Source organism: Massilia sp. UYP11 (genome assembly GCF_050434805.1).
In the GTDB taxonomy this organism is placed as follows: domain Bacteria; phylum Pseudomonadota; class Gammaproteobacteria; order Burkholderiales; family Burkholderiaceae_D; genus Telluria.
In genome coordinates this window covers 641722-668308 of sequence record NZ_JBNDJE010000001.1, presented here as the reverse complement: position 1 = coordinate 668308, position 26587 = coordinate 641722, and the positions used below count along the sequence as shown (strand labels likewise).

The 26587-nt window shown below is 63.3% G+C and carries 32 protein-coding genes and 1 tRNA gene; 9 read left to right on the top strand and 24 right to left on the bottom strand.

The genetic code is table 11. From position 1 onward, the window contains the following. Positions 1–8 precede the first annotated feature (8 nt). The 16 genes from rpsH to ABIB38_RS02860 form a co-directional block, all read right to left on the bottom strand. Positions 9–404: a 30S ribosomal protein S8 gene (rpsH, locus tag ABIB38_RS02935; RefSeq protein WP_123069944.1), complete on the bottom strand. Its 396-nt coding sequence runs from the start codon at positions 402–404 to the stop codon at positions 9–11. Positions 405–418: 14 nt separating this feature from the next. Beyond that, positions 419–724 carry a 30S ribosomal protein S14 gene (gene rpsN, locus ABIB38_RS02930; protein WP_123069943.1) on the bottom strand — a complete coding sequence of 102 codons (306 nt, stop codon included), beginning with the start codon at positions 722–724 and terminating at the stop codon, positions 419–421. 4 nt (positions 725–728) lie between these two features. Further along, complete coding sequence (gene rplE / locus ABIB38_RS02925; RefSeq protein WP_005663447.1) at positions 729–1268, bottom strand: 50S ribosomal protein L5; 540 nt, start codon at positions 1266–1268, stop codon at positions 729–731. Positions 1269–1274: 6 nt separating this feature from the next. Next, on the bottom strand, positions 1275–1589 hold the full coding sequence (rplX, locus tag ABIB38_RS02920) for a 50S ribosomal protein L24 (protein ID WP_091877211.1): 315 nt from the start codon (positions 1587–1589) through the stop codon (positions 1275–1277). 9 nt (positions 1590–1598) lie between these two features. Continuing rightward, positions 1599–1967 carry a 50S ribosomal protein L14 gene (gene rplN, locus ABIB38_RS02915; protein WP_005663451.1) on the bottom strand — a complete coding sequence of 123 codons (369 nt, stop codon included), beginning with the start codon at positions 1965–1967 and terminating at the stop codon, positions 1599–1601. 237 nt (positions 1968–2204) lie between these two features. Next, positions 2205–2477, bottom strand: a complete 273-nt coding sequence (gene rpsQ / locus ABIB38_RS02910; protein WP_005663453.1) for a 30S ribosomal protein S17 — start codon at positions 2475–2477, stop codon at positions 2205–2207. Next, positions 2474–2665 (bottom strand): 50S ribosomal protein L29, encoded by a 192-nt coding sequence (gene rpmC / locus ABIB38_RS02905; RefSeq protein WP_123069940.1) that lies wholly within the window; start codon positions 2663–2665, stop codon positions 2474–2476. Before rpmC ends, rpsQ begins: the two co-directional genes overlap by 4 nt. A 12-nt stretch (positions 2666–2677) precedes the next feature. Continuing rightward, positions 2678–3097, bottom strand: a complete 420-nt coding sequence (gene rplP, locus ABIB38_RS02900) for a 50S ribosomal protein L16 (protein ID WP_005663456.1) — start codon at positions 3095–3097, stop codon at positions 2678–2680. A 2-nt stretch (positions 3098–3099) separates the two neighbouring features. Beyond that, entirely contained in the window at positions 3100–3927 is an 828-nt protein-coding gene (gene rpsC, locus ABIB38_RS02895) for a 30S ribosomal protein S3 (RefSeq protein WP_123069939.1), read from the bottom strand. 11 nt (positions 3928–3938) lie between these two features. After that, complete coding sequence (gene rplV / locus ABIB38_RS02890) at positions 3939–4271, bottom strand: 50S ribosomal protein L22 (RefSeq protein ID WP_170976705.1); 333 nt, start codon at positions 4269–4271, stop codon at positions 3939–3941. Continuing rightward, positions 4268–4543, bottom strand: coding sequence for a 30S ribosomal protein S19 (rpsS, locus tag ABIB38_RS02885; protein WP_123069938.1), 276 nt, complete (start codon positions 4541–4543; stop codon positions 4268–4270). The genes rplV and rpsS overlap by 4 nt, the downstream gene beginning before the upstream one ends. A 9-nt stretch (positions 4544–4552) precedes the next feature. Further along, positions 4553–5380: a 50S ribosomal protein L2 gene (gene rplB, locus ABIB38_RS02880; RefSeq protein WP_429201594.1), complete on the bottom strand. Its 828-nt coding sequence runs from the start codon at positions 5378–5380 to the stop codon at positions 4553–4555. Further along, positions 5380–5697, bottom strand: a complete 318-nt coding sequence (rplW, locus tag ABIB38_RS02875) for a 50S ribosomal protein L23 (protein WP_123069936.1) — start codon at positions 5695–5697, stop codon at positions 5380–5382. The genes rplB and rplW overlap by 1 nt, the downstream gene beginning before the upstream one ends. Then, positions 5694–6314, bottom strand: a complete 621-nt coding sequence (rplD, locus tag ABIB38_RS02870; RefSeq protein WP_005663467.1) for a 50S ribosomal protein L4 — start codon at positions 6312–6314, stop codon at positions 5694–5696. The genes rplW and rplD overlap by 4 nt, the downstream gene beginning before the upstream one ends. Positions 6315–6316: 2 nt before the next feature. Continuing rightward, a complete protein-coding gene (rplC, locus tag ABIB38_RS02865) occupies positions 6317–6973 on the bottom strand; it encodes a 50S ribosomal protein L3 (RefSeq protein WP_290420458.1) in 657 nt (218 codons plus the stop codon). Between the two features lie 273 nt (positions 6974–7246). Then, positions 7247–7323: transfer RNA gene (locus tag ABIB38_RS02860), tRNA-Val, on the bottom strand. A gap of 404 nt (positions 7324–7727) precedes the next feature. Between ABIB38_RS02860 and ggpS the strand changes: the two genes are divergently transcribed. The 9 genes from ggpS to ABIB38_RS02815 all read left to right on the top strand — a co-directional run bounded on the left by ggpS (position 7728) and on the right by ABIB38_RS02815 (position 18566). Beyond that, positions 7728–10046, top strand: coding sequence for a glucosylglycerol-phosphate synthase (ggpS, locus tag ABIB38_RS02855; protein WP_429201592.1), 2319 nt, complete (start codon positions 7728–7730; stop codon positions 10044–10046). Between the two features lie 49 nt (positions 10047–10095). Then, a complete protein-coding gene (locus tag ABIB38_RS02850; RefSeq protein ID WP_429201590.1) occupies positions 10096–11208 on the top strand; it encodes a mechanosensitive ion channel family protein in 1113 nt (370 codons plus the stop codon). A gap of 408 nt (positions 11209–11616) precedes the next feature. Continuing rightward, entirely contained in the window at positions 11617–12192 is a 576-nt protein-coding gene (locus tag ABIB38_RS02845; RefSeq protein WP_429201588.1) for a TerD family protein, read from the top strand. Between the two features lie 93 nt (positions 12193–12285). Beyond that, positions 12286–13317: an ATP-grasp domain-containing protein gene (locus tag ABIB38_RS02840; RefSeq protein WP_429201586.1), complete on the top strand. Its 1032-nt coding sequence runs from the start codon at positions 12286–12288 to the stop codon at positions 13315–13317. Then, positions 13314–14513: a phosphoribosyltransferase domain-containing protein gene (locus ABIB38_RS02835; RefSeq protein ID WP_429201584.1), complete on the top strand. Its 1200-nt coding sequence runs from the start codon at positions 13314–13316 to the stop codon at positions 14511–14513. The genes ABIB38_RS02840 and ABIB38_RS02835 overlap by 4 nt, the downstream gene beginning before the upstream one ends. Beyond that, on the top strand, positions 14491–15249 hold the full coding sequence (locus tag ABIB38_RS02830) for an HAD family hydrolase (RefSeq protein WP_429201582.1): 759 nt from the start codon (positions 14491–14493) through the stop codon (positions 15247–15249). The genes ABIB38_RS02835 and ABIB38_RS02830 overlap by 23 nt, the downstream gene beginning before the upstream one ends. Then, positions 15246–16343: a cysteine protease StiP family protein gene (locus tag ABIB38_RS02825; RefSeq protein WP_429201580.1), complete on the top strand. Its 1098-nt coding sequence runs from the start codon at positions 15246–15248 to the stop codon at positions 16341–16343. Before ABIB38_RS02830 ends, ABIB38_RS02825 begins: the two co-directional genes overlap by 4 nt. Further along, complete coding sequence (locus ABIB38_RS02820; RefSeq protein WP_429201579.1) at positions 16336–17250, top strand: HpcH/HpaI aldolase/citrate lyase family protein; 915 nt, start codon at positions 16336–16338, stop codon at positions 17248–17250. Before ABIB38_RS02825 ends, ABIB38_RS02820 begins: the two co-directional genes overlap by 8 nt. Then, the gene (locus tag ABIB38_RS02815) at positions 17247–18566 is read left to right on the top strand and encodes a TerD family protein (RefSeq protein ID WP_429201577.1); all 1320 of its coding nucleotides are present in this window, start codon (positions 17247–17249) and stop codon (positions 18564–18566) included. Before ABIB38_RS02820 ends, ABIB38_RS02815 begins: the two co-directional genes overlap by 4 nt. 52 nt (positions 18567–18618) lie before the next feature. On the opposite strand, the gene ABIB38_RS02810 is transcribed toward ABIB38_RS02815, so the two are convergent. The 8 genes from ABIB38_RS02810 to ABIB38_RS02775 all read right to left on the bottom strand — a co-directional run bounded on the left by ABIB38_RS02810 (position 18619) and on the right by ABIB38_RS02775 (position 26505). Continuing rightward, positions 18619–19209 (bottom strand): hypothetical protein, encoded by a 591-nt coding sequence (locus ABIB38_RS02810; RefSeq protein WP_429201575.1) that lies wholly within the window; start codon positions 19207–19209, stop codon positions 18619–18621. Beyond that, complete coding sequence (locus tag ABIB38_RS02805; RefSeq protein ID WP_429201573.1) at positions 19206–20072, bottom strand: hypothetical protein; 867 nt, start codon at positions 20070–20072, stop codon at positions 19206–19208. Before ABIB38_RS02805 ends, ABIB38_RS02810 begins: the two co-directional genes overlap by 4 nt. Positions 20073–20303: 231 nt before the next feature. Continuing rightward, the gene (rpsJ, locus tag ABIB38_RS02800) at positions 20304–20621 is read right to left on the bottom strand and encodes a 30S ribosomal protein S10 (RefSeq protein WP_010394389.1); all 318 of its coding nucleotides are present in this window, start codon (positions 20619–20621) and stop codon (positions 20304–20306) included. A gap of 191 nt (positions 20622–20812) precedes the next feature. Continuing rightward, positions 20813–22003, bottom strand: coding sequence for an elongation factor Tu (gene tuf, locus ABIB38_RS02795; RefSeq protein ID WP_429201466.1), 1191 nt, complete (start codon positions 22001–22003; stop codon positions 20813–20815). Positions 22004–22077: 74 nt separating this feature from the next. Then, positions 22078–24183: an elongation factor G gene (fusA, locus tag ABIB38_RS02790; protein ID WP_429201569.1), complete on the bottom strand. Its 2106-nt coding sequence runs from the start codon at positions 24181–24183 to the stop codon at positions 22078–22080. Positions 24184–24312: 129 nt separating this feature from the next. Further along, entirely contained in the window at positions 24313–24783 is a 471-nt protein-coding gene (rpsG, locus tag ABIB38_RS02785; protein ID WP_429201568.1) for a 30S ribosomal protein S7, read from the bottom strand. A gap of 137 nt (positions 24784–24920) precedes the next feature. After that, a complete protein-coding gene (gene rpsL / locus ABIB38_RS02780; RefSeq protein WP_005663517.1) occupies positions 24921–25304 on the bottom strand; it encodes a 30S ribosomal protein S12 in 384 nt (127 codons plus the stop codon). A gap of 319 nt (positions 25305–25623) precedes the next feature. Further along, positions 25624–26505, bottom strand: a complete 882-nt coding sequence (locus ABIB38_RS02775) for a LysR family transcriptional regulator (protein WP_429201566.1) — start codon at positions 26503–26505, stop codon at positions 25624–25626. Between the last annotated feature and the right edge of the window lie 82 nt (positions 26506–26587).

Here is a 26587-nt window from a genome sequence, read left to right as displayed (position 1 = left end):
TCTACTCCTTAAGCCACGTAGCAAATCACTTCGCCACCGACACCGGTAGCGCGTGCTTTGCGATCAGTCATGACGCCTTGCGGAGTCGACACGATTGCCACGCCCAGGCCGTTCATGACGGTTGGGATCTCGTCTTTGCCCTTGTAGATACGCAGGCCAGGACGGGACACGCGCTCGAGGCGCTCGATGACCGGACGGCCAGTGTAATACTTCAAACCGATTTTCAGTTCCGATTTGCCGTCAGCCGACGACACTGCGAAATCTTCAATGTAACCCTCGTCCTTCAGGACGTTGGCAATGGCAACCTTGACTTTCGACGACGGCATTGCGACCGTGGTTTTCTGAACAACTTGTGCGTTGCGAATGCGGGTCAGCATATCGGCGATAGGATCGCTCATACTCATTGCATATTCTCCTATTACCAGCTTGCTTTGGTCATACCCGGAATTTCGCCCTTCATGGCGAATTCGCGGAGTTTGGTACGTGCCAGACCGAATTTACGGAAAGTGCCACGTGGACGGCCAGTGATGGCGCAGCGGTTACGCTGACGGGTCGGTGCCGAGTTACGCGGCAGCGCCTGCAGCTTCAGGCGCGCTTCGTAACGTTCTTCTTCCGACTTCGACTGGTCGTCGATGATTGCTTTCAGAGCTGCACGCTTCGGGGCGAATTTCTCCACCAGGTCTGCACGCTTCTGTTCGCGGTTAATCAGTGCAAGTTTTGCCATGCTCTTAGTTCCTGAACGGGAATTTGAAGGCGGCGAGCAGCGCTTTGGCTTCTTCGTCGGTCTTAGCAGTCGTGGTGATCGAGATGTTCATGCCGCGCAGTGCATCGATCTTGTCGTAGTCGATCTCTGGGAAGATGATCTGCTCTTTGACACCGATGTTGTAGTTGCCACGACCATCGAACGATTTGCCGCTCACGCCACGGAAGTCACGCACGCGTGGCAGGGCCACGGTGATGAAACGGTCCAGGAATTCGTACATGCGGGCGCCGCGCAGGGTCACCATCGTGCCGATCGGGTAGCCTTCGCGGATCTTGAAACCTGCGATTGCCTTGCGAGCCTTGGTCACGACTGGCTTCTGGCCAGCGATCTTGGTCAGGTCGCCGGTGGCGTGCTCGATGATCTTCTTGTCAGCGACTGCTTCCGACAGACCCATGTTCAGGGTGATCTTGGTCAGACGCGGCACTTCCATCACCGACTTGTAACCGAATTTCTCGGTCAGCTCGGCAACGACTTTGTCTTTGTAAATTGCTTGGAGACGGGCCATTTCTTCTTACCCTTTCACTACTTCGCCGCTCGACTTGAAGACGCGGACTTTTTTGCCGTCCTGGTCTTTGAAGCCAACGCGATCTGCCTTGCCGGTCGCAGCGTTGAACAGCGCGACATTCGACACGTGAATCGGCATAGTCTTGTCGACGATACCACCAGTAACACCGGTCATCGGGTTAGGCTTGGTCGCTTTCTTAGCGACGTTGACGCCTTCGACGATGACGTGTTCAGCGTCTACACGCTTCTGAACGACGCCACGCTTGCCCTTGTCCTTACCGGCCAGAACGATGACTTCGTCGTTTTTACGAATCTTATCCATGTCGAATCCTTACAGAACTTCAGGTGCCAGCGACACGATCTTCATGAACTTTTCAGTGCGCAGTTCGCGCGTGACTGGTCCGAAGATACGGGTACCGATTGGCTCCAGCTTGGCGTTCAGCAGGACAGCGGCATTGCCGTCGAACTTGACCAGGGAACCATCCTGGCGGCGCACACCTTTGGCGGTACGCACAACCACGGCATTGTAAATTTCACCCTTTTTGACGCGGCCACGTGGGGCTGCGACTTTCACGGTGACCTTGATGATGTCGCCAATGCTCGCGTAACGGCGCTTCGAGCCACCCAACACCTTGATGCACAGAACTTCCTTGGCACCGGTGTTGTCGGCTACTTCGAGCCGGCTTTCGGTTTGAATCATAGTAGTTTCTTTCCCAACTTAAGCCGTAGAAAACCCCACGGAGAACCGTGGGCCTGCGGTCAGTCTTGGTCCCGCCATGACGCCCCTGCTGGAGCCCCATGTTTGGGTGATTGGACTTTCCAAATACACTTTCGTTACAGGCCGCTGTACCGCGGGGGATAACTGCGGCAACACATGAACGAAGCCCGCTAGTATCCCAGATACCAGCGGGCCACGCAAGACAAATTTTATGGGTACTTACAGTACCTGTGCGACTTGCAACACTTTGGTCACAGTCCACGCCTTCGTCTTCGAGATCGGACGACCTTCTGCGATCTCGACGGTGTCACCGATTTTCGCTTCATTCGCTTCGTCGTGCGCGTGATACTTGTTCGAGCGCACGATGATCTTGCCGTACAGCGGGTGCTTGACGTGACGTTCGATCAGGACGGTTACCGTCTTGTCCATTTTGTCGGACACGACTTTACCGACCAGCGTACGCTTCAGCGCCGTTTTAGTGGTGTCGTTCATTTGGCTTCCTTCGTGTTCATCACAGTCTTCACACGCGCGATATCGCGACGTACTTTCTTCAGCTGCGAGGTGTTACCGAGCTGCTGGGTGGCGACTTGCATGCGCAGACCGAATTGGGCCTTCAGCAGCTCGTTCAGCTCCTTCTGCAGCGCTTCCTGGTCTTTGCCGCGGAGTTCCGATGCTTTCATATTCAACTCCTGTTATTGGCCAACTTGGCGAACCACGAAAGTGGTAGCCAGTGGCAGTTTGGCAGCGGCCAGGCGGAACGCTTCGCGCGCCAGTTCTTCAGCGACGCCGTCCATCTCGTACAGGACTTTGCCTGGCTGGATTTCAGCGACGTAGTACTCTGGGTTACCCTTACCGTTACCCATACGGACTTCGGCCGGCTTGTTCGAAATCGGCTTGTCCGGGAAGATACGGATCCAGATACGACCGCCACGTTTGATGTGACGGGTCATGGCGCGACGTGCCGCTTCGATCTGGCGTGCGGTGATACGGCCGCGGGCAACTGCCTTCAGACCGAACTCACCGAACGAGACCGCGGTGCCGCGGGTGTGCGAAATGCCGGTGTTACGGCCCTTCTGCTCTTTACGATACTTCCTGCGCGATGGTTGCAGCATGCTTATTCTCCTGCTTTCTCAGCGGGTGCAGCGGCAGCCGGGGTCGCCAGCTTGACAGCTGGACGAGCGCGCACGGTTGGCGCGGCAGCTGGACGTGCACCGCCGGCTGGACGTGGACCGCGCGATGGCTTGCCGTCGTCACGACGTGGGCCGCGTGGCTTCTTCTCATCTGGCGGGGTGTCGATGACTGGTGCTTCGCCGGTGACCGAACGGTCGCCCTTGTAGACCCAGACCTTGACGCCGATGATGCCGTAGGTGGTCGATGCTTCGCTGGTGCCGTAGTCGATATCGGCGCGCAGGGTGTGCAGTGGCACACGGCCTTCGCGATACCATTCGGTACGTGCGATTTCGATGCCATTCAGGCGGCCCGACGACATGATCTTGATGCCGACGGCGCCCAGGCGCATTGCGTTTTGCATCGCACGCTTCATGGCGCGACGGAACATGATGCGCTTTTCGAGCTGCTGCGAGATCGAATCGGCGATCAGCTGCGAATCGATCTCTGGCTTGCGGATCTCTTCGATATTGACGTGCACAGGCACGCCCATGATCTTGGCCAGCGAGGTCTTCAGCACTTCGATGTCTTCGCCTTTTTTACCGATCACGACACCAGGACGCGACGAGTAAATGGTGAAGCGTGCATTCTTGGCAGGACGCTCGATGACGATGCGGCCGACCGAAGCGTTCTTCAGCTTCTTTTTCAGGAAAGCGCGGGCTTCCAGGTCTTCCTGCAGCATCGAAGCGAAGTTGCCGTTACCAGCATACCAGCGCGATGCCCAGTTACGGGTGACCGCCAGGCGGAAGCCGGTTGGGTGGATTTTCTGACCCATCGTATGACTCCTTAGTTACCGACAGTCACGTAAACGTGACAGGATTGTTTAGAAATGCGATCACCGCGGCCTTTTGCACGTGCAGTAAAGCGCTTCAGGATCGGGCCCTTTTCGACATAGATCTGAACCACTTTCAGTTCGTCGATGTCGGCGCCATCGTTGTGTTCCGCGTTGGCGATCGCCGACTCGAGAACCTTCTTGATGATGGTCGCGCCTTTTTTCGGGCTGAATTGCAGAATGTTGAGTGCTGCGTCAACTTTCTTGCCACGAATCAGATCGGCGACCAGGCGGCCTTTTTGTTCCGAAAGGCGCACGCCTTTGAGGATTGCTTTAGTTTCCATTATCGTTTCGCCTTCTTGTCAGCGGCGTGGCCCTTGAACGTACGGGTCAGCGCGAATTCGCCGAGCTTGTGGCCGACCATGTTCTCCGACACGTACACAGGCACGTGCACTTTGCCGTTGTGCACGGCGATCGTCAGACCGATGAAGTCTGGCGAGATCGTCGAGCGGCGCGACCAGGTTTTGACTGGCTTCTTGTCTTTGGTCGCTTGCGCGGTCTCGACTTTTTTCACCAGGTGGGCGTCAATGAACGGCCCTTTTTTCAATGAACGAGTCATTTTTTATCCTTATTTCTTGCCGCGGCGCGAAACGATCATCGACGACGTGCGCTTGTTCGAACGCGTACGCTTGCCCTTGGTCTGCTGGCCCCATGGCGACACTGGGTGACGACCGGCTGCAGTTTTACCTTCACCACCACCGTGCGGGTGATCGACCGGGTTCATGACCACACCGCGGACGGTAGGACGAACACCGCGCCAGCGCATCGCGCCAGCCTTACCGATCTTGCGCAGGCTGTGTTCGGCGTTGCCGACTTCGCCAACGGTTGCACGGCACTCGATGTGCACGCGACGGACTTCACCCGAGCGCAGGCGAACCTGGGCGTAGGTGCCTTCACGGGCCATCAGCACGACGCCGGCGCCGGCGGTACGGGCCATCTGGGCACCCTTACCTGGCAGCATTTCGACGCAGTTCATCACGGTACCGACCGGGATGTTGCGGATTGGCAGGCAGTTACCGGCCTTGATCGGCGCTTCCGAGCCGTTCATGACGCTGTCGCCGACAGCCATGCCCTTGGTGGCGATGATGTACTGACGCTCGCCGTCCGCGTAGCACAGCAGTGCGATGTGCGCGGTACGGTTCGGGTCGTATTCGATACGCTCGACCTTGGCAGGAATGCCGTCCTTCTGGCGCTTGAAGTCGACCAGACGGTAGTGCTGCTTGTGACCACCGCCTTTATGGCGGGTGGTGATGTGACCGTTGTTGTTACGGCCGGCAGTTTTCGATTTCTTTTCAACCAGGGCTGCGAGCGGACGGCCTTTGTACAGGCCTTCGGTCACAACTTTCACCATGCCACGACGGCCTGGGGAGGTTGGCTTCATCTTTACGAGTGCCATTATTTAGCCTCCTCGACAAAATTGATTTCCTGGCCTGGCTTCAGGCACACGAAAGCACGCTTGGTGTGGTTGCGACGGCCGGTGAAACGGCCCGAACGCTTTTGCTTGCCTTCGCGGTTCACGGTTTGCACCGATTCCACTTCGACCTTGAACAGCATCTCGACGGCAGCCTTGATTTCTGGCTTGGTCGCGTCAGGCAGGACCTTGAACACGATCTGCTCGTTCTTTTCCGCAACGAAGGTAGCCTTCTCGGAAATGATCGGAGCCAGCAGCACCTTCATCAGGCGCTCTTCGCTGAATTTGATTGCGGCGCTCATGCGTACATCTCCTCGATCTTGGCCAGAGCAGCTTTCGTGACCAGGACTTTTTTGTAGAACACCAGCGACATCGGATCAGCGTGCTTCGGCTCGACGACCAGCACGTGCGGCAGGTTGCGCGATGCCAGTTCGAGGTTCTCGTCGATGGTGTCGGTGATCACCAGGACCGATTCCAGACCCATGGTCTGCAGTTTTTGCGACAGCAGCTTGGTCTTTGGAGCTTCGATCGACAGGTTCTCGACCACGTTCAGGCGGCCTTCGCGAGCCAGTTGCGAGAAGATCGAGCAGATACCTGCACGGAACATCTTCTTGTTGACTTTGTGCGAGAAGTTCTCGTCCGGGGTGTTCGGGAAGATACGACCACCGCCACGCCACAGAGGCGACGACGACATACCAGCACGAGCGCGGCCGGTGCCTTTCTGGCGCCATGGCTTCTTGGTCGTGTGGTGGACTTCTTCACGGTCCTTCTGCTTGCGGTTGCCGCTACGTGCGTTGGCAGCGTAGGCGACGACGATCTGGTGGATCAGGGCTTCGTTGTATTCACGACCGAACACTTCGTCGGTTGCTGCAACGTTGGCGCCAGCTTGACCTTGCTCATTCAGGAGCTTCAGTTCCATGCTTACGCTCCTTTCTTGGCTTTGGTTTTGACAGCTGGCTTGACGACCACTTGGCCGTTCTTCGCGCCAGGAACGGCACCCTTGATCAGCAGCAGCTGACGCTCGGTGTCGATACGCGCGACTTCCAGGTTCTGCGTGGTGACGGTAACGTCGCCCATGTGACCGGTCATGCGCTTGCCTGGGAACACGCGGCCTGGATCCTGGGCCATACCGATCGAGCCAGGAACGTTGTGCGAACGCGAGTTACCGTGGGTCTGACGACCCGAGGCGAAGTTGTGACGCTTGATGGTACCGGCGTAGCCCTTACCGATCGAGGTGCCTTGCACGTCGATTTTCTGGCCCACTTCGAACATCGAAGCATCGATGGTGTCACCGGCTTTGAGTTCGGCGGCTTTGGTGGAATCGATGCGGAATTCCTTCAGCATCGTACCGGCTTCGACGCCAGCTTTGGCGTAGTGACCGGCGGCAGCCTTGTTCACGCGCGAAGCGCGACGCTGACCGTAGACGACCTGAACTGCGGTGTAGCCATCAGTTTCAGGGGTTTTGACTTGTGCGACACGGTTGTTCGACACGTCCAGCACAGTGACAGGGATCGAATCGCCGTCATCCGTGAAGATACGCATCATGCCAACCTTGCGACCGAGGAGGCCCAGGCTCATTTTTTCTCCATTCCCACCTACGATTGGGCGGGGGTAGTTGAACTACTAAAAAATATGGGCAAAAAAGACAGGCCCATACCGAAGCCGGCTAGTATAGCGCGCAAAAGGCTTCGGCGCAACAGGAAAAATCGGAGTCAAATCCGGCCTGTTGCGCTTTTCGCAGTCACTGGAGAAAGAAGAATCCGCTCTAGCCGAGCGGCACAGAAAAGGCGCACCGCTGCGCCTTTTCTCTACAGGCTACGACCATTGCTGGGAGCCTGCGATCTGGAAGTCTGGTGGGCGGTGCAGGATTCGAACCTGCGACCCCTTGGATGTCGACCAAGTATTCTAACCAGCTGAACTAACCGCCCGGGGAGCCGAATTATACGAGCTGGGCTTCAAGTTTTGCAATAGTTTTTTTCGCGTGCTCGTCAATTTCCGTTCATGTCTCCACGGCGGCGCCGGGGACGCCCAGGCGAATCGCGGGTTGAAGATGACGCCTCGAAATGCTATTGTACAAATGCTTTCCGAGGGTCGGCCGCGTCGCGCGCTCCTGGCGTACGTGATTTCCGGCATCGATGCCGGCGCTGCCCGCCCCTTTTCCGCCTGGCGGTTCCCGATGTGTCGATTGCGCATTCCTATAGAAGAGAGCGCCTTTTTCGCATCCCGCCTTTCTCTGGCCCGCGCGCCTCCCTGGCGAGCATCGCGGGCTCAGACCCGGTCCGCCACCCGATCCCCTGATTCATGGGCGGACGCATCGCTGCAAAGGATGAGAATGACTGTCATTGAAACACGCCACTGGCCACGCCAGCTCGATCCCTCACGCCTGGTCCTGGCTACCGATCTCGACGGTACGCTGCTGGCCGGCACCCACGAGGCGCGGCGCCGCATCCGCGAACTGTTTTCCGGCGCCCTGCCGGAGGCGAAGCTGGTGTTCGTCACCGGCCGCGGCCTGGAAACCGTCATTCCCCTGCTGTCCGACCCGACTGTGCCGCGTCCCCACTACATCGTCGCCGACGTCGGCGCCACCATCGTCGACGCCGACCTGCGGCCGGTCGAACCCCTGGCGCACGAGATCGCGGCGCGCTGGCCGGGCACCCAGGCGGTATTGAAAGCGCTGGCCGGCTTTCCCGACCTGGTGCGCCAGTCGGTGCCGCAGGAACGCCGCGTATCCTTCTACGCCACCGAGGAGGCCATCACGCCCGCGCTGCGCGCCGCCGTCGACGCCCTCGGCTGCGACCTGCTGTTCTCGGCCGGCCGCTACCTGGACGTGCTGCCGCGCGGCGTCGGCAAGGGCGTCGCGGTGCGGCGCCTGGCCGAAGTCGCCGGCTTCGATCCGGCCCATATCGTGGTGGCGGGCGACACCCTGAACGACCTGTCGATGTTCGAGGCGGGGTTCCGCGGCGTGGTGGTCGGCGCCGCCGAACCGGCGCTGGTGCAGGCGGTGCGCAAGATGCCGCGCGTGGTGGTGGCCGACGCCGCCGGCTGCGGCGGCATCCTGCAGGCCTTCGGCCGCCATGGCCTGCGCCTGGACGGCGACGTCGTGGCGCACGACGCGATCTCCTACGGCGAGGCCGAACTGGTGATGGTCTACCACCGCCTGCCCTATGACGAAGTGATGGAAGGCGGCGTCACGTACCAGCGCCGCCCGAAAAGCCCGAACGGCATCATGCCGACCCTGCTCAGCTTCTTCGCCGGCGGGCGCAAGGGCTCGTGGGTCGCCTGGTCGCAGCAGGCCAGCCGGACGCCGACCGGATTCATCCCGCACGTGGCCGTCGACGAGGGGCGCTACCCGCAGCTCAAGGCGGCCCGGATTCCCCTGACGGCGGACGACATCGACCAGTTCTACAAGAAGTTCTCGAAAGAGGCGTTCTGGCCGATCATCTTCTCCTTCCCCGATAAAGCCGAATTCCGCCAGGACCATTGGGAGCGCTTCCTCGAGGTGAACCGCCTGTTCGCCGAGCAGACCGCGCGCGAAGCCGCGCCCGGCGCCACCGCCTGGATCCACGACTACAACCTGTGGATGGTGCCGGCCTTCCTGCGCCCGCTGCGCCCGGACCTGACGATCGCCTTCTTCCACCATACCGCCTTCCCCTCCAGCGACGTGTTCAACATCCTGCCCTGGCGCAACGACATCATCGGCAGCCTGCTGCAGTGCGACTACGTGGGCTTCCACATTCCGCGCTACGTCGAGAACTTCGTCGACGCCGCGCGCTCCTGCGCGCCGGTCGAGGTGCTTGCCGCCGTGCCGTGCGCGCCGCGCTACCTGACCTTCGGCTGCGCGCTGGGCGTGGACCGCATGCATACCGCGCTCGAAGTGGGCGGACGCCGGGTCACGCTGGGCGCCCATCCGGTGGGCACCAACGCCGGCCTGATCGAAGACCTGGTCAAGAGCGACGACATCGGGCGCCAGATCGCCGAATGGGACGACTACCTGGACGGCCGCACCGGCATCATCTCGATCGAGCGCCTCGACTACGTGAAGGGATCGCTGGAAAAGCTGCAGGCGTATGAGCGCATGCTCGAACAGCATCCCGAGCTGCTGGGCAAGGTCATGCTCATCAACATCATCACGCCGGCGGCGTCGGGCATGGAGATCTACGACAGCCTGCGCGAGGAGCTGGACCGCACCGTGGGCCGTATCAATGGCCGCTTCTCGACGCTGGACTGGGTGCCGGTACGCTACTTCTACCGCTCGCTGCCGTTCGAGGAAGTGGTGGCGCACTATGCCGCCTGCGACGTCGCCTGGATTACGCCGCTGCGCGACGGCCTGAACCTGGTGGCGAAGGAATACGTGGCCACCCGCCACGCCGTCGGGCGTCCGGGCACGCTGGTGCTGTCCGAATTCGCCGGCGCGGCCGTCGAGCTGCACGGCGCGCTGCTGGTGAACCCGTATGACCGCAATGCGATGAGCACGACCCTGTACCATGCGCTGACCATGGGCGCGGACGAAGTGGCCTACCGATCCGGACGCATGGCGGCGATCGTGAACGACCGCGACGTGGCGCGCTGGGGCGACGACTTCCTGGCCGCACTGACGGCGCTGTCGGCATCCGGCGCGGATGGCGCGCAGGACGAGCGCTCCGCCGCCTGAGGTTCAAACATTGAGTTCGAACATTGAATGAAAGGGAAATGAACCCGTGATGGAATACGTCATCCTCAACAATCCGGTTGCCGACTGGCTGGTCGCGCTGGTCGTAATCGCGGCCGTGGCGGCCGGGCTGGACGCCGTCAAATCGATCCTGGCGCGGCGCCTGGCGGCGCTTGCCGCGCGCACCGACGCCAAATGGGACGACATCGCGGTGGCCGCGCTGCGTTCGACCAAGCTGCTGGTGCTGGTCATCGTCGGCATCTACGCCGGCGCCAGCTTCCTGACCCTGCCGGACACGGCGCACCTGTTCATCGGCCGCGTCACCATCACCGCGGTGCTGTTCCAGGTCGCGATCTGGGGCGACCGCGCGCTGCGCACCTGGCTGGCGGCGACCCGCGCCCAGCGCAACGAAGACCCGGACCGCATCACGTCCGCGGCCGCCATCGCCTTCCTGGTGCGGGTGGCGCTGTGGGCGGTGGTGGCCCTGATGGTGCTGGACAACCTGGGCGTGAACATCACCACCCTGGTGGCCAGCCTGGGGATCGGCGGCATCGCCATCGCGCTGGCGGTGCAGAGCATCCTGGGCGACCTGTTCGCCTCGCTCTCCATCGTCCTCGACAAGCCCTTCGTGGTGGGCGACTTCATCATCGTCGACAAGATGCTGGGCACGGTCGAGAAGATCGGCCTGAAGACCACCCGCGTGCGCAGCCTGGGCGGCGAGCAGATCGTGTTTTCCAACAACGACCTGCTCAAGAGCCGGATCCAGAACCTGCGCCGCATGGAATCGCGCCGCGTGGTGTTCCAGTTCGGCGTCTCGCACCGGACGCCGGAACCGGTGCTGCGCGAGCTGCCGGCCATGGTCAAGGACATCGTCTGCGCCCAGCAACCGGTGCGCTTCGACCGCGCCCACCTGGCGGGCCTGAATGCGCCGGTGTTCAACTATGAAGTGGTGTACTACGTCGACAACACCGACTATGCCGTCTACATGGACATCCAGCAGGAGATCTACCTGCGCATCCTGGCCGGGCTGAAGGAACGCGGGGTGTCGCTGGCGTTGCCGGCGCAGACCGTGCAGCTGCAACGCGCGCAGGCGTCGGCCGACCTGGCGCCGGCGCCGGTCAGCGCCCTGCCCGATCATGCCGGGGCCGAGGCCAGGGCGGCGTGATCAGGCCCTCCCGATTCCGCAGACCGGCCGGCCAGGTAACCAGCCGGCCGGTCTGCGGATCGCCATGCAGACACCCGCTCGACAACAGCCCTTCCGATACGGCCGAGCTCATGTCCGCATGGCGGACGCACCGACAGCGCGCTGCGCCTGCTGCGGCTGCCCGACCAGCCGGCGTCCCCGGTTGCCGGTAGCCGGCCCCTTCCTGCCCGATCCGCCCCATCCGCGAATGTGACATTGCCGGAGCCAGGCGGGGTGTAAGTACGCGCATTTCTCTATGGACAATGTTGAAATTCGCGCGGTCCAGCCCCATGTACAATTGAGCAATTACCGCCTATATTGGCGGATGCATCCCCGATGGCGACGGCGGCATCGTCGTCCATTTCATCCCTCAACGGAAAAGGAGTTCGCATGGCAATCAGTCTGCAAAAAGGCGGCAACGTCAACCTGAGCAAGGAAGCACCGGGCCTGACCAAGGTCATCATCGGCCTGGGCTGGGATCCACGCTCGACCGACGGATCCGCCTTCGACCTGGACGGCAGCGCCTTCCTGCTGAAGGCCGATGCCAAGGTCCGCGGCGATACCGACTTCATCTTCTACAACAACCTGAAATCGAGCGACGGCTCGGTCGTCCACGCCGGCGACAACACCACCGGCCAGGGCGACGGCGACGATGAGAAGCTGACCGTCGACCTGGCGCGCGTGCCGGCCGAGGTCGACAAGGTCTCGTTCTGCGTCACCATCCACGACGCCGACGCGCGCCGCCAGAACTTCGGCCAGGTGGGCAAGGCCTACATCCGCTGCCTGAACGCGGCCGGTGAAGCCGAGATCGCACGCTACGACCTGTCCGAGGACAGCTCGACCGAAACCGCAATGATCTTCGGTGAGCTGTACCGGGCCGGCAGCGAATGGAAGTTCCGCGCCGTCGGCCAGGGCTTCCAGGGCGGCCTCGGTCCGCTGGCACGCTCGTTCGGCGTCAACGCCTAAGAGTCACACAGGGAGCTTCCCTGACGGTCCGCGCCTCCCGGCGCGGACCAGCAACGCCACGCCAGTGGCCGATCATCCATCAAGAGAAACCACATGCGCGTCTGGTACAACAGGACGTTTTCGTCCGTGAATGCGGCGATCAAGCTGATCCGCGAGGCCGATACCGAAGGCCGTTTCACCATTATCCACAGCAACGCCAACCGCCACGCGCCGGCCGCGCGCCTGGCCCATGAATTTTACGTCGAGCCCACCGGCCTGAAGGGCGACGCCTACGTCGACTGGTGCCTCCGGTTCTGCCGCGACCATCACATCGACATCTTCGTGCCGGGCCGCGAAGCCACCCTGCTGGCGGCCGAACATGCACGCTTCGCCGACATCCAGACCCGCGTGCTCAGCGCCGCCCCGCCGGCGCAACTGAAGCGCATCCACGACAAGGCCGATTTCTATGCCGCAACGGTGCTGCCGGACGCGCCGGTGGCGGCCTTCCGCCCCTTCACGACCCTGGAGCAGTTCGACGCCGCCTATGCCGAGCTGCGCCCGCAGCATGCGAAGCTGTGCGTCAAGCCGGCGCACGGCATCTATGGCCTGGGCTTCGCCATCGTCGACGAAGCGCGCAGCAGCGCCGCGCTGCTGCTTGGCGGCGTGGAGTACCACATCGGCTACCAGGACCTGCGCCGCGGGCTGGGCGAGCTGGTCGCCGCATCGGGCCCGTTCAAGACGATGCTGCTGATGGAATTCCTGGACGGCCCCGAATACAGCGTCGACTGCGTGGGCGACCATGGGCGCCTGGTCACGAGCGTGGTGCGCCGCAAGCTGCCGCAAGCCGGCGGCGGGCAGCTGATCGACATGCGCCAGGACATCCTGGATGCGACGGCGCGCCTGGCCGCCGATTACCAGCTCAATGGCGTGTTCAACGTCCAGTTCCGCGAAGGCGGCGGCCGCCCGCGCCTGCTGGAGATCAATCCGCGCATGTCGGGCGGGATCGGCATGGCCTGCCTGGCCGGCCCCAACCTGCCGTATATCGCGCTGCGCGGCTTCGCCGAGGGCTACGACGGTCTCGAGATTCCGGCGCCGCGCCATGGCATGCGCGTGGCCGAAGTCGGCGTCGCGACGGAGCTGGCATGAACGCGCCGCTCCCGGTTCCTGTTCAAGGTATTGAACTCCAGGTCGAGCTACCAACGGGCACGCTCGACCTGCGCATCGACAGCGGCGCGTCCGAACTCGACGCCCTGCTCGGCTTCGCCGCGCGCGCCAACGCCAAGCGCGGCTTCCTGTTCCTGAGCAAGGTGCTGGGCAAGCACTGGCCGGCGCGGCCAAGCGACATGCTGATGGTGCACGAGCGCCTGGCGGCGACCGTGCCGCCGCTCGGCGGCACGGTGCAAGGCCCGGTGGTGTTCATCGCCATGGCGGAGACCGCAATCGGCCTGGGCCAGGGCGTGTTCGAAGCCTGGCTGCGCGCCCATCCGGGCGAGCAGGCGCTGTTCCTGCATACCACCCGCTACCGGGTCGGCGATGGCCCGCTGATCGAATTCGAGGAAGCGCACAGCCATGCGCCGCGCCAGTTCCTGCACACGCCGCAGGAGCCGGCGCTTCGGGAACTGCTGCTGGCCGCGCGCACCCTGGTGCTGGTCGACGACGAGGCCAGCACCGGCAATACCTTCGTCAACCTGGCCGCCGCCTGCCGCCGCCTGAATCCGGGCCTGGAGCGGGTGCACCTGGCCACCATCACCAATTTCATGGGCCGCGCCGCAACCGGGCTGCTGGACGCCCGCTTCGGCATGCCGGTGACGAGCGGCGCGCTGGTCGAGGGCGAATTCAGTTTCGTCCAGGGGCCCTTGCCGCCCGACCAGGGCCTGGCGCAGCGCTATGAAGAACACGCCGACCGCGGCGCCAGCCCCGCCTTCGGCCGCCTCGGCACGGGGCGGGCATTGCGGGCGCCGGAGCAACTGGCGGCGCGCCTGGCTGCCGGGTTCGCACCCGGCAGCCGGGTGCTGGTGCTGGGCACCGGCGAATTCATGCACGTCTCGACCCTGTTCGGCGCCGCCCTGCAGCGCCACGGCGTCGACGTGGTGGTGCAATCGACCACGCGCTCGCCGATCCTCGCCTGGGGCGCGGTGGCGCATGCCTTGACCTTCCCCGACAACTACGGCGAGGGCATTGCCAACTACCTGTACAACGTCGCGCCCGGCCAGTACGACCACGTGCTGGTCTGCCACGAGACCGCGCCCGGCCCCGCGCTGTTCCAGCTCGCCGGCCAGCTGCAAGCGCGCCTATTCCACTTCCAGTCCGAGGACCACGTTGAAGAAGTTCCTGTTCGCTGACCTGGACGATACGCTGTTCCAGACCATCGGCAAATGCGGCGCGCACGCCCCGGGCGCGCTGGAGCCGGCCTCCTATTACAAGGACGGCAGCATCTGTTCGTATACCACGCCGGCCCAGCGTTCCTTGCTGGCCCTGCTGCAGGACGGGATGACGATGATCCCGACCACCGCGCGCGACCTCGACGGCCTGCGCCGCGTGTCCCTGCCGTTCGACAGCTACGCCGTCATCAATTATGGCGGCGTGGTGCTCGAGCCGGGCGGCGCGGTCGACCAGCCCTGGCTGGACGGCATGCGCACGGCGATGCACGCCGCGCTGCCTGGCCTGCTGGCGCTGGCCGCCCACATCGACGACCATGGCGCGCGCACCGGCTATGGCGGCCGCGCGCGCATGATCGAGGATTTCGGCACCCCGTTCTTCCTGGTGGTGAAGGATCCGGACAAGGAGGCCAGGCGCCTGGCGCCGCTCGAGGAAGACGTGGTGCGGCCCTGGATCGCCGACGGCGACCGCGATTACTTCATCCATCGCAACGGCAACAACCTGGCCATCCTGCCCAAGGCGCTGAACAAGGCCAACGCGGTGGCCCACGTCACCCAACGCTTGAAACTCGAATTCGGCGAGATCGTCACCTTCGGCATGGGCGACAGCCGCTCGGACGCGCGCTTCATGGCCGCCTGCGACTACGCCATCATCCCGCGCGGCACCCAGCTCGCCGGCGTCACGGTGGGGGCGCTGTGAGCGACTGGGAAGACTTCTCCGGCAGCTACCGCAAGGGCGAGGTCAGCTTCCTGCTGCGCCGCATGGCCCAGGAAGGCTTCGTCGACGTCGCCGAGAAAGAGGCGCTGATCCAGAGCGGCCGGCGCCACTACAGCCAGATGCTGTCGCCCGAGTCGCAGCCGTCGGCGCGCTACATGGCATTGTTCGACGAGGCCTGCCGCGCCAACAATGCGCGCATGGCGCGCGACTGCCTGCGCCTGGCCCGCTTGATTGCCGCGCGCCCGCTGCACCGGCTGGCGCTGGTGTCGCTGGCGCGAGCCGGCACCCCGGTCGGCGTGGTGGTCGCCCGCCTGCTGCGCGAGCTGTTCGGGCGCGACGCGGTGCACTATTCGGTGTCGATCGTGCGCGACCGCGGCATCGACGCCGCCGCCCTGCGCCACATCCTGGCGCATGGGCACCCGCCCGATTCCATCGTCTTCCTCGACGGCTGGACCGGCAAGGGCGTGATCGCGCGCGAGCTGGCCGGCTCGGTCGAAGTGTTCAACGTGCGCCACGGAACCCACATCGACGCCGGCCTGCACGTGCTGTCCGACCTGGCCGGCGCCGCCGCCTGCGCGGCCTCGTGCGACGACTACCTGATCCCGTCGAGCATCCTGAACGCCACGGTGTCGGGCCTGGTGAGCCGCACCGTCATGAGCGACGACATGCGCACCGACGACTTCCACGGCTGCGTGTTCTACGAACAGTTCGCGGCGGTGGACCGTTCGCAGGCGTTCGCCGACGAGCTGGTGCGGCTGGCGCTGGCGCAATCCGACACGCTGCCGCGCGCGGAACCGATCGACGCCGCGGCCGCGCGCGCGCGCTCCCAAAGCTACATCGGCGCCGCCATGCGGCGCTTCGGCATCGCCGACGTCAACCTGGTCAAGCCCGGCATCGGCGAAGCCACGCGCGTGCTGCTGCGCCGCGTGCCGCGCCTGGTCGTGCTGCGCGACCCCGCCGCCGCCGAAGTGGCGCACCTGGCCGTGCTGGCCGAAGAAAAACGCGTGCCGGTCGAGATCGACCCGCACCTGCCCTATCACGCCGTATCCCTGATCAGGAGTGCATCGGATGGCTAAATCACTGGGCGCGTCGCTGTACGTGCCGGCCAATCACAAGAACCTGACCGCGATCGCCAATGGCGAGCGCCTGCCGCACGCGCGCTCGCTGATCTTCTGCACCGAGGATTCGATCGCCGACCGGGAACTCTCCTGGTCGCTGTTCAACCTGTCGGTGGTGCTGGCGAACATGCGCCTGGACGTGGCGGCCGACCGCTTCGTGCGGGTGCGCAACCCCGAGGTGCTGGCGCGCGTGCTGGCCATGCCCGGCGCCGAGAAGCTGACCGGCTTCGTGCTGCCCAAGATCACACGCCGCAACTTCGACAGCTATTTCAAGCTGGTGCGCCACACCGGACACGTCCTGATGCCGACCCTGGAGACGGCCGAGGCCTTCGACGACGGCGAGATGCAGGGCCTGCGCGCCGCCCTGGAAGCGCCGGGCGTGCGCCACCGCATCCTGGCGCTGCGCATCGGCGGCAACGACCTGCTGGCCCTGCTCGGCCTGCGCCGCCCGCGCGGCATGACGCTGTACCGCACGCCGCTCGGGCCCGTGATTTCGCGCCTGGTGACGACCTTCCGTCCCTACGGCTTCATGCTGACCGCGCCGGTGTTCGAATACCTCGACCTGCCCGAACTGCTGGACCAGGAAGTGATCGAAGACCTGGCCCACGGCATGGTCGGCAAGACCGCAATCCACCCGACCCAGATCGCCCCGATCGAGCAACACTTCAAGGTGACGCCGCAAGACCTGGCGGTGGCGCGCGCCATCCTCGACGCTTCGAGCCCGGCGGTGTTCCGCATGGACGACGCGATGCAGGAAGTCGCCACCCACCGCGCCTGGGCCGAGCGCACCCTCGAGCAATCACGCCTGTTCGGCTCACGCGCCGAACTGGGCCATAAACCATTCCTGGAAGGAGAACCCACATGACTACATTTGGACGCGGACAGAAAGGCAAGCTGGCCGACCTCGGCACCGGCCATGTTTTCGATGTCGCCATCGAGATCGCCGCCAACGGCGCCTCGGTCGACGTATCCTGCTTCGGCCTCGACGCCAACGACAAGCTGTCGGACGACCGCTACATGGTGTTCTACAACCAGCTGGCCAGCCCCGAAGGCGCGGTGCGCCTGGACCTGGGCGGCGGCCGCGCCCGCTTCGCGGTCAACCTCGACGCGCTGCCCCCTTCGATCACGAAACTCGTGTTCGTGGCGGCGATCGACGGCGCGGCCACCATGCGCACGCTGGGCGCCAGCGCACTCACCCTGGGCAGCGCGGTGCGCTTCCCGTGGTCGGGCGCCGACTTCGGCGACGAGAAGGCCCTGATCGTGGCCGAACTCTACCGCCGCGACGGCCTGTGGCGCTTCGGCGCCGTCGGCCAGGGTTTCAATGGCGGCCTGTCGGCGCTGCTGCAGCACTTCGGCGGCGCCGAGGCGGGATCGCCGACGCCGGCCGCGCCTGCCCCGACGCCTGCACCGGCACCGGCACCTGCCCCCGCGCCCAAGCCGGCGGTATCGCTGTCCAAAATCACGCTCGACAAGCGCGGCGACAAGATCTCGCTCGACAAGCGCCCCGGCGGCGGCTACGGCCGCATCCACGTCAACCTGAACTGGAACCAGGCGGCGATCGCGCCGCCGCCGGCCTCGCCCCCGCCGCCGTCCTCGGCCGCGCGCGGCGGCGGCTTCCTCGACCGCCTCACCAGCATGGCGGGCGACCTCGCGAACAAGGCCGGCGAGATGGCCAACAAGGCCGGCGCCGCGCGCAAGGGCCGCAGCGGTATCGATCTCGACCTGGGCTGCATGTACGAGCTGGCCGACGGCCGCCGCGGCCTGGTGCAGGCGCTCGGCAACACCTTCGGCGACTACGAGCGCGAACCGTTCATCCAACTGGATGCCGACGACCGCACCGGCGCCGCCGCCAATGGCGAGAACCTGTTCATCAACGGCGAGCGCTTCGACAAGATCAAGCGCGCGGTGATCTTTTCCTTCATCTACGAAGGCGCGGCCAACTGGGGCGTGACCAATGGCGTGGTGACGGTGTCGGCGCCGGGCCAGGCGCCGGTCGAGGTCAGGCTGGATGGCGGCGACCGCCAGATCATGTGTGCGATCGCGCTGATCGAGAACCGGGGCGGCAACCTGGTGATCACCAAGCTGGCCGAATACTTCCAGCAGCAGGGCATGACCAGCGCGCACGAGCTGATGGACCGGCACTACGGGTTCGGGATGCGCTGGAAGACGGGCAGCAAGTAAGCCGGCAGCAACCAAGCGGGCAGCAAACAAGCGCTTGCCCGGAGAGGGGCTGCTACCACTTGCAGCCCTTGTCCGTGATCGTCTCGATGGCGAGCGGCACCAGCAGCAGCAGGTTGACCGTCGTTCGGCCCTCGGCATACTTGGTCTGGCAATCGGGTCGCTTCGCCCGCCGCACCGCGCGCGCCAGCGCACCGTCGTCGCTGGCGCGCATCTGTCCGGATTCGCGCAGGCTTTCCGGCGCGGTCGGCGCCCGCGCGCCGTCCGCCTGCCGCGCCGCGGCGCGCAATGATTCCATATCGATGGTCCGGGCCGGCGCCAGCGTCTGCTGGCTGTCCGTCGCCGGCGGCAGCGCGGGCATCGCGGACATCGCGGGCAGCGCAGCCAGCGGCGCCGGTGGCGCTGTCATCTCTTCGGCTCGCGCCCTCATGCGATCCGGCCGGCGCCTTGGCGCTGCCGTGACCGGGAGCGGCGCGGGCGCCGCCGCGGCCACCGGCGGCCGCGAAGCCGGAATGAAAACAACCGCGACATAGTCGACGGGGGCGTCCGCGTGGCGCGCATCGGGCGTTTCCGCGAAAGGCAGCAACGCGAGCACGAACCCGATATGCGCCAGCGCGACGGGCGCGCCAGGGGCGGCCCGGATCAAGCTTCGTCCCGCCGGCGCAGCCGCGCCGCCAGCAGTTCGGGCCGGTCGAGATACAGGAACACGTAACGCGGCAAGCACTTCTGCGCTTGCCAGTGCAGGATGTCGATGCGCGCGTCCTCGCCGAGCACCAGCACGCAGTTCGGCCGGTCGAACGGCGTCACCAGCAAGGTGTCCTGGCTCGCCACGCCATGGCGCCGGCGCCAGATCGGCAGCGGCGAGTCCACCACCTCCAGGCGCACGATCGCCGCGAACGGCAGCACGCCCTCGGCGCGGGCGCCCACGCGCAGGTGCAGCGCGTCGTCGGTCATGACGTGGCGCCCTGCCCCGATATGCCAGCGGTCGCCAAGCACCCAGGCCAACGTGTACAGCACGGCCACGGCGCCCAGCACGTGCAGCAGGGCCAGCGTGCCGGCATCCTCGACGAACAGGTTCAGCAGCAGGACATGGACCGGCAGCTCGAACAGCAGGCTGACGAAGACGACGGCGGTCGCGGCGCCGTAGCCACCGCGTTCCAGATAGGTCAGCGCAACGCCGTCCGGCAGCGCGCATGGGGCAGGCTGGCGCCGCAGGCGCATGACGCAGCCGACCCACAGCAGGCGGTCGAGCCTCAGCATCCCCACCAGTTCCGGCGGCAGCAGCGCCGTCACCCGCGTATGCCATGGCGCCCGGGCCGCATGCGCGCTGCGCAGGCGCCGCCAGGCGTCCGGCGCGTGGGCGATGTCCTTGGCCGCCAGCAGCAACATGGGCAGCGCCAGGGCGACATTGCGCAGGAAAGGCCTGGCGGCGTCGGGTGCGAGCCACTTGGCGATGGAAACCAGGAACATGGCGACGAGACCCCAGGCGGCGAGGTCGCGCCAGGACATAGTCCGAAGGCTCTGGACGAAGGGAAGCGGGGGCATGCGGCGGCAATCGGAGTACGAAACCAATCGATTACATCATGCCGGCGCGGGGCGAACAACGATTGAGGTGCAGCTGCGTGCAGTTCATGCAAAGCGCATGCGAGCGCCTGAAACGACAAGGGCCGGATCGCCCGTTGAAGGTCGATCCGGCCCTTGCAGCGCTGGCGGAAGCGTCCGCCGGCACCTGATTTTGTATTACTGCAGCTTGATTTCGACGTCGACGCCAGCTGGCAGGTCCAGCTTCATCAGCGCGTCAACAGTCTTGTCGGTCGGGTCCACGATGTCCATCAGACGCTGGTGCGTACGGATTTCGAACTGGTCGCGCGAGGTCTTGTTCACGTGCGGGGAACGCAGCACGTCGAAACGCTGGATGCGGGTCGGCAGTGGGACCGGGCCCTTGACGACGGCGCCGGTGCGCTTGGCGGTCTCGACGATTTCCAGTGCGGACTGGTCGATCAGCTTGTAGTCGAACGCTTTCAGGCGGATACGGATTTTCTGGTTTGGAGCGGACATGCTAATTCCTTTAAAAGAACGTTCCGGCTTGCTGCCGGCAATGTGGTAAAGGTACTTCGGTACTGCTCAAGAGGCGGGAGTATATCATCGTTCCCGCTCAAACAGATGGGGACAGACCAAAAAGTCTGCCCCCATCGTTGTGCTGACAAGACGCCCCGAAGGGCATCTCATCAAAGATCCAGCCTGATGAATCAGGCGAGGATCTTGGCAACCACGCCGGCGCCGACGGTACGGCCGCCTTCGCGGATTGCGAAGCGCAGACCTTCTTCCATCGCGATCGGAGCGATCAGCTTGACGGTGATCGAGACGTTGTCGCCTGGCATGACCATTTCTTTGTCTGCTGGCAGTTCGATCGAACCGGTCACGTCAGTCGTACGGAAGTAGAACTGAGGACGATAGTTGTTGAAGAACGGGGTGTGACGGCCGCCTTCGTCTTTCGACAGGACGTAGATCTCACCGGTGAAGTGGTTGTGCGGCTTGATCGAACCTGGCTTTGCCAGAACTTGACCACGTTGCACGTCTTCACGCTTGGTACCGCGCAGCAGCAGGCCGACGTTGTCGCCAGCTTGACCCTGGTCCAGCAGCTTGCGGAACATTTCCACGCCGGTGCAGGTGGTCTTGACGGTGTCGACGATACCGACGATTTCGATTTCTTCGCCGACTTTGACAACGCCGCGCTCGACACGACCGGTGACGACGGTGCCGCGACCCGAGATCGAGAACACGTCTTCCACTGGCATCAGGAAGGCGCCGTCCACAGCGCGCTCTGGCGTTGGGATGTAGGTGTCCAGGGCTTCAGCCAGGCGGGTGATGCACTCTTCGCCCATTTCGCCTGGTTTGCCTTCGAGGGCCATACGTGCCGAACCCTTGATGATTGGCACGTCGTCGCCTGGGAACTCGTATTTCGACAGGAGCTCGCGCACTTCCATTTCGACCAGTTCCAGCAGTTCCGCGTCGTCGACCAGGTCGCACTTGTTCAGGAACACGATGATGTATGGAACGCCAACCTGACGCGCCAGCAGGATGTGCTCGCGGGTCTGTGGCATCGGGCCGTCGGCGGCCGAGCACACCAGGATCGCGCCGTCCATCTGCGCAGCACCGGTAATCATGTTCTTGATGTAGTCGGCGTGGCCTGGGCAGTCAACGTGCGCGTAGTGACGGTTTTCGGTTTCGTACTCGACGTGCGCGGTGTTGATGGTGATGCCGCGTGCTTTTTCTTCCGGAGCCGCGTCGATCTGGTCGTAGGCCTTGGCTTCGCCGCCGAATTTCTTCGACAGGACGGTAGCGATTGCAGCCGTCAGGGTGGTTTTGCCGTGGTCAACGTGACCGATGGTGCCGACGTTCACGTGCGGCTTGGTCCGTTCGAATTTACCTTTTGCCATTTCCTAATTCCTTTAAGAGAAACGATATATTTTGTTTACAGGGGGGATGGGACGTCCCATCCCCCCATGATGTATTACTTGGACTTCGCGGTGACGATGGCGTCGATCACGTGCTTCGGCGCTTCCGAGTAGTGCTTGAATTCCATCGTGTAGGTCGCGCGGCCCTGGGTCGCCGAACGCAGCGAGGTCGAGTAACCGAACATTTCCGACAGTGGCACTTCGGCTTTGATGATCTTGCCGCCGCCGCCTGGGATTTCGTCCATGCCCTGGACCATGCCGCGACGCGACGACAGATCGCCCATCACGGAACCGGCGTAGTCTTCAGGCGTTTCCACTTCCACGGCCATCATTGGCTCGAGGATGACCGGGCTTGCTTTACGGCAGCCGTCCTTGAACGCCATCGAGCCCGCCATGCGGAACGCGTTTTCGTTCGAGTCGACGTCGTGGTACGAACCGAAGGTCACGGTGACTTTGACGTCGACCACCGGGTAACCAGCCAGCACGCCGCTGGTCAGGGTTTCGCGCACACCTTTTTCGACTGCAGGGATGTATTCGCGAGGAATCACACCGCCCTTGATCGCGTCGACGAACTCGAAGCCCTTGCCTGGCTCTTGCGGCTCGATCGACAGCACTGCGTGACCGTACTGACCACGACCGCCCGACTGCTTGACGAACTTGCCTTCGACGTCGGTGACTGCCTTGCGGATGGTTTCGCGGTATGCAACCTGTGGCTTGCCGACGGTCGCTTCCACGTTGAACTCACGCTTCATGCGGTCAACGATAATTTCCAGGTGCAGCTCGCCCATACCACCGATGATGGTCTGGCCCGATTCTTCGTCGGTACGCACGCGGAACGACGGGTCTTCCTGTGCCAGGCGGTTCAGCGCCAGGCCCATTTTTTCCTGGTCGGCCTTGGTTTTCGGCTCGACTGCCTGTTGAATCACAGGCTCAGGGAAGACCATCTTTTCCAGGGTGATGACAGCCGAAGGATCGCACAGGGTTTCGCCCGTGGTCGCTTCTTTCAGGCCGACCGCAGCGGCGATGTCGCCGGCGCGCACTTCCTTGATTTCTTCGCGCTGGTTGGCGTGCATCTGCAGAATACGACCCAGGCGTTCCTTCTTGCCCTTGACCGGGTTGTAGACGGTGTCGCCCGAATTGACCATGCCCGAATAGACGCGGAAGAAGATCAGCTGGCCCACGAACGGGTCGGTCATGATCTTGAATGCCAGTGCAGCGAATTTCTCGTTGTCGTCGGCCTTGCGGGTGACCGGCTGGTCGTCTTCATCGGTACCGGCCACTGGTGGAATGTCCACTGGCGACGGCAGGTATTCGATGACGGCGTCCAGCATTGCCTGCACGCCTTTGTTCTTGAACGCGGTACCGCACATCATCGGAACGATTTCCGACGCGATGGTGCGCTGGCGCAGGGCGGCCTTGATCTCTGCTTCCGACAGATCGCCTTCTTCCAGGTACTTGTTCATCAGCTCTTCGCTGGCTTCAGCAGCGGTCTCGACCAGCTTCTCGCGCCATTCGTTGGCTTGATCGACCAGTTCCGCAGGGATGTCGCGGTAGTCGAACTTCATGCCTTGCGAAGCTTCGTCCCAGATGATTGCTTTCATCTTGACCAGGTCGACCACGCCCAGGAAGTTCTCTTCCGCGCCGATCGGGATCTGCAGAGGGATCGGGTTCGCCTTCAGGCGAGCGCGCATCTGCTCGTAGACCTTGAAGAAGTTCGCGCCGGTACGGTCCATCTTGTTGACGAAGGCCAGACGTGGAACTTTGTACTTGTTAGCCTGACGCCACACGGTTTCCGACTGTGGCTGCACGCCGCCGACTGCGCAGTAAACCATGCAGGCGCCGTCGAGCACGCGCATCGAGCGTTCGACTTCAATGGTGAAGTCAACGTGGCCCGGGGTGTCGATGATGTTGATGTGGTGAGGCTCGAAGTTACCAGCCATACCTTTCCAGAAGCAGGTCGTCGCTGCCGAGGTAATGGTAATGCCGCGCTCTTGCTCCTGCTCCATCCAGTCCATCGTCGCTGCGCCATCGTGCACTTCGCCGATCTTGTGGTTGACGCCCGTGTAGAACAGGACGCGTTCGGTGGTGGTGGTTTTACCAGCATCGATGTGAGCCGAAATACCGATATTGCGGTAGCGCTCGATGGGGGTCTTGCGTGCCATAATTTTTCCTAAATCTTTGAATGGACAAAACCGAGCATCATCTTGATGATCAAAATGAGCCCGGCCTGAACAACAGATACTGCAGGGGCATATTCAGGAGAAAAATCCCCCTGCGGTCTGCCCATGTTTTTAGAAGCGGAAGTGCGAGAACGCCTTGTTCGCTTCTGCCATGCGGTGCACTTCGTCACGACGCTTCATTGCGCCGCCACGGCCTTCGGCCGCTTCCAGCAGTTCACCACCCAGACGTTGCGGCATGGATTTTTCGCTGCGCTTGTTTGCGGCTTCGCGCAACCAACGCATGGACAGCGCCATACGACGAACCGGACGAACTTCCACTGGCACCTGGTAGTTGGCGCCACCGACGCGGCGGGATTTGACTTCCACCATCGGTTTAGCGTTGTTGATCGCGGTCGTGAACACTTCCAGCGGGTCTTTGCCCGACTTGGATTGAATGTGTTCGAATGCACCGTAGATGATGTTTTCTGCAACCGACTTCTTGCCGGACAGCATCAGAACGTTGACGAATTTGGCGACATCGGTGTTGCCGAATTTTGGATCCGGCAGGATTTCGCGCTTGGGTACTTCACGACGACGTGGCATTTCAATTCCTTCCTGTCTTCAGTTGAGTGCGGATTCCGCACTCGCGAAAGGCCCTCATGACCCTTCACTTACTCGGCCTTGCGGCCGGCTCAACTTATCTAATTAATGTGACGTGTCGATGACACGCACCTCGAAGATTACTTCTTCGCAGCCTTGGCACGCTTGGCGCCGTACTTCGAGCGCGCTTGCTTACGGTCTTTGACGCCCTGGGTATCCAGTGCACCGCGAACCATGTGGTAACGCACACCTGGCAAGTCTTTCACACGACCGCCGCGCAGCAGCACGACACTGTGTTCTTGCAGGTTGTGGCCTTCACCGCCGATGTACGAAATGACTTCGAAACCGTTGGTCAGACGCACTTTAGCGACTTTACGAAGCGCCGAGTTAGGCTTCTTCGGGGTGGTGGTGTACACACGGGTGCACACACCACGTTTTTGCGGGCAGTTTTCCAGTGCCGGCGACTTGCTCTTCACAACCGCGGCTTCACGCGGCTTGCGAATCAGTTGATTGATGGTTGGCATCGTTCCTAATCCAACAAAATTGCTACTGAATTGACGACCCGAGACGGCGAACATGCTGGCCCGGGGACTAAACCTAGTCCCGTGAGAACTGACAGCGCAGGCGCGGAAAGCCACTCGACAAAAGGAGCGGCTGCGAATGCGTATACGATGTGCAGAATAAAAACGAGAACTCGCGAATATACGCTGAATGTGACGGCAGGTCAACCAATTTGCCGCTCCGTCAAGCCTGCCCGGACGGCCCGGCCGGTAAACCAGGAGAAATGTGGCATCACCGCGACGGGCTCCACCCCACGACGGTGCAAACCATGCCTGCGGGCATTTACGTTTGCCGCGCGATGGCCACGAACGCTTCCAGGTAGGCCGTGCCGGCATCGACTTCGCGCGTGCCCAGGAAGATCTGCTTGAACACGCCGTCCCGGCCGAGCCGCACCGGCGCCACCGCCATCCGGCCCGCGTATTCCTCCACCAGCCAGCGCGGCAGCGCCGCCACGCCGCGACCGCTGGCCACCATCTGCAGCATGATGTCGGTGGTCTCGATCGTCTTGCGCTGGCGCGGCGCGCAGCCGGCCGGCAGGAAGAACTGGTTATAGATGTCGAGCCGCTCGACGTCGACCGGATAGGTGATGAGCACCTCGTTCGACAGATCGGCCGGCGCCACATGCGCCATGTCGGCCAGCCGATGGCCGCGCGCCACCACCAGCACCTGCTCGTAGTCGAATACCGGCACGAAGCGCAGCCCCGGCTTGAACAGCGGATCGGGCGTGACCAGCAGGTCGATCTCGTAGCCGTGCAGGGCCTTGAGGCCGCCGAACTGGAAACGCTGCTTGACGTCGACATCGACCTCGGGCCACGCCGCCAGGTAAGGGTCCACCACCCTCAACAGCCACTGGTAGCAGGGATGGCATTCCATGCCGATGCGCAAGGTGCCGCGCTCGCCGCGCGCGTATTCGTGCATCAGGCGCTCGGCATGCTCGAGCTGAGGCAGCACCCGCTCGGCAAGCGCCAGCAGGTAGCGCCCGGCCTGGGTCAGGCGCAGCGCCCTGCCCTCGCGCGTCCAGACCGGTGTGCCCAGCTGCTGCTCGAGCTTCTTTACCGTGTGGCTCAGGGCCGACTGCGTCAGGCACAGCACGTCGGCGGCCGCGGTCAGCGAGCCGCGCCGGTCGACCTCACGGATCAGGGACAAATGGATGCGTTCGATCATGTCACATGAGCAGAATTAATGGATGGATGAAATCATACCAATTTTATTCATGGGTCAAGCGGCCTATGATGAACTCATCCAT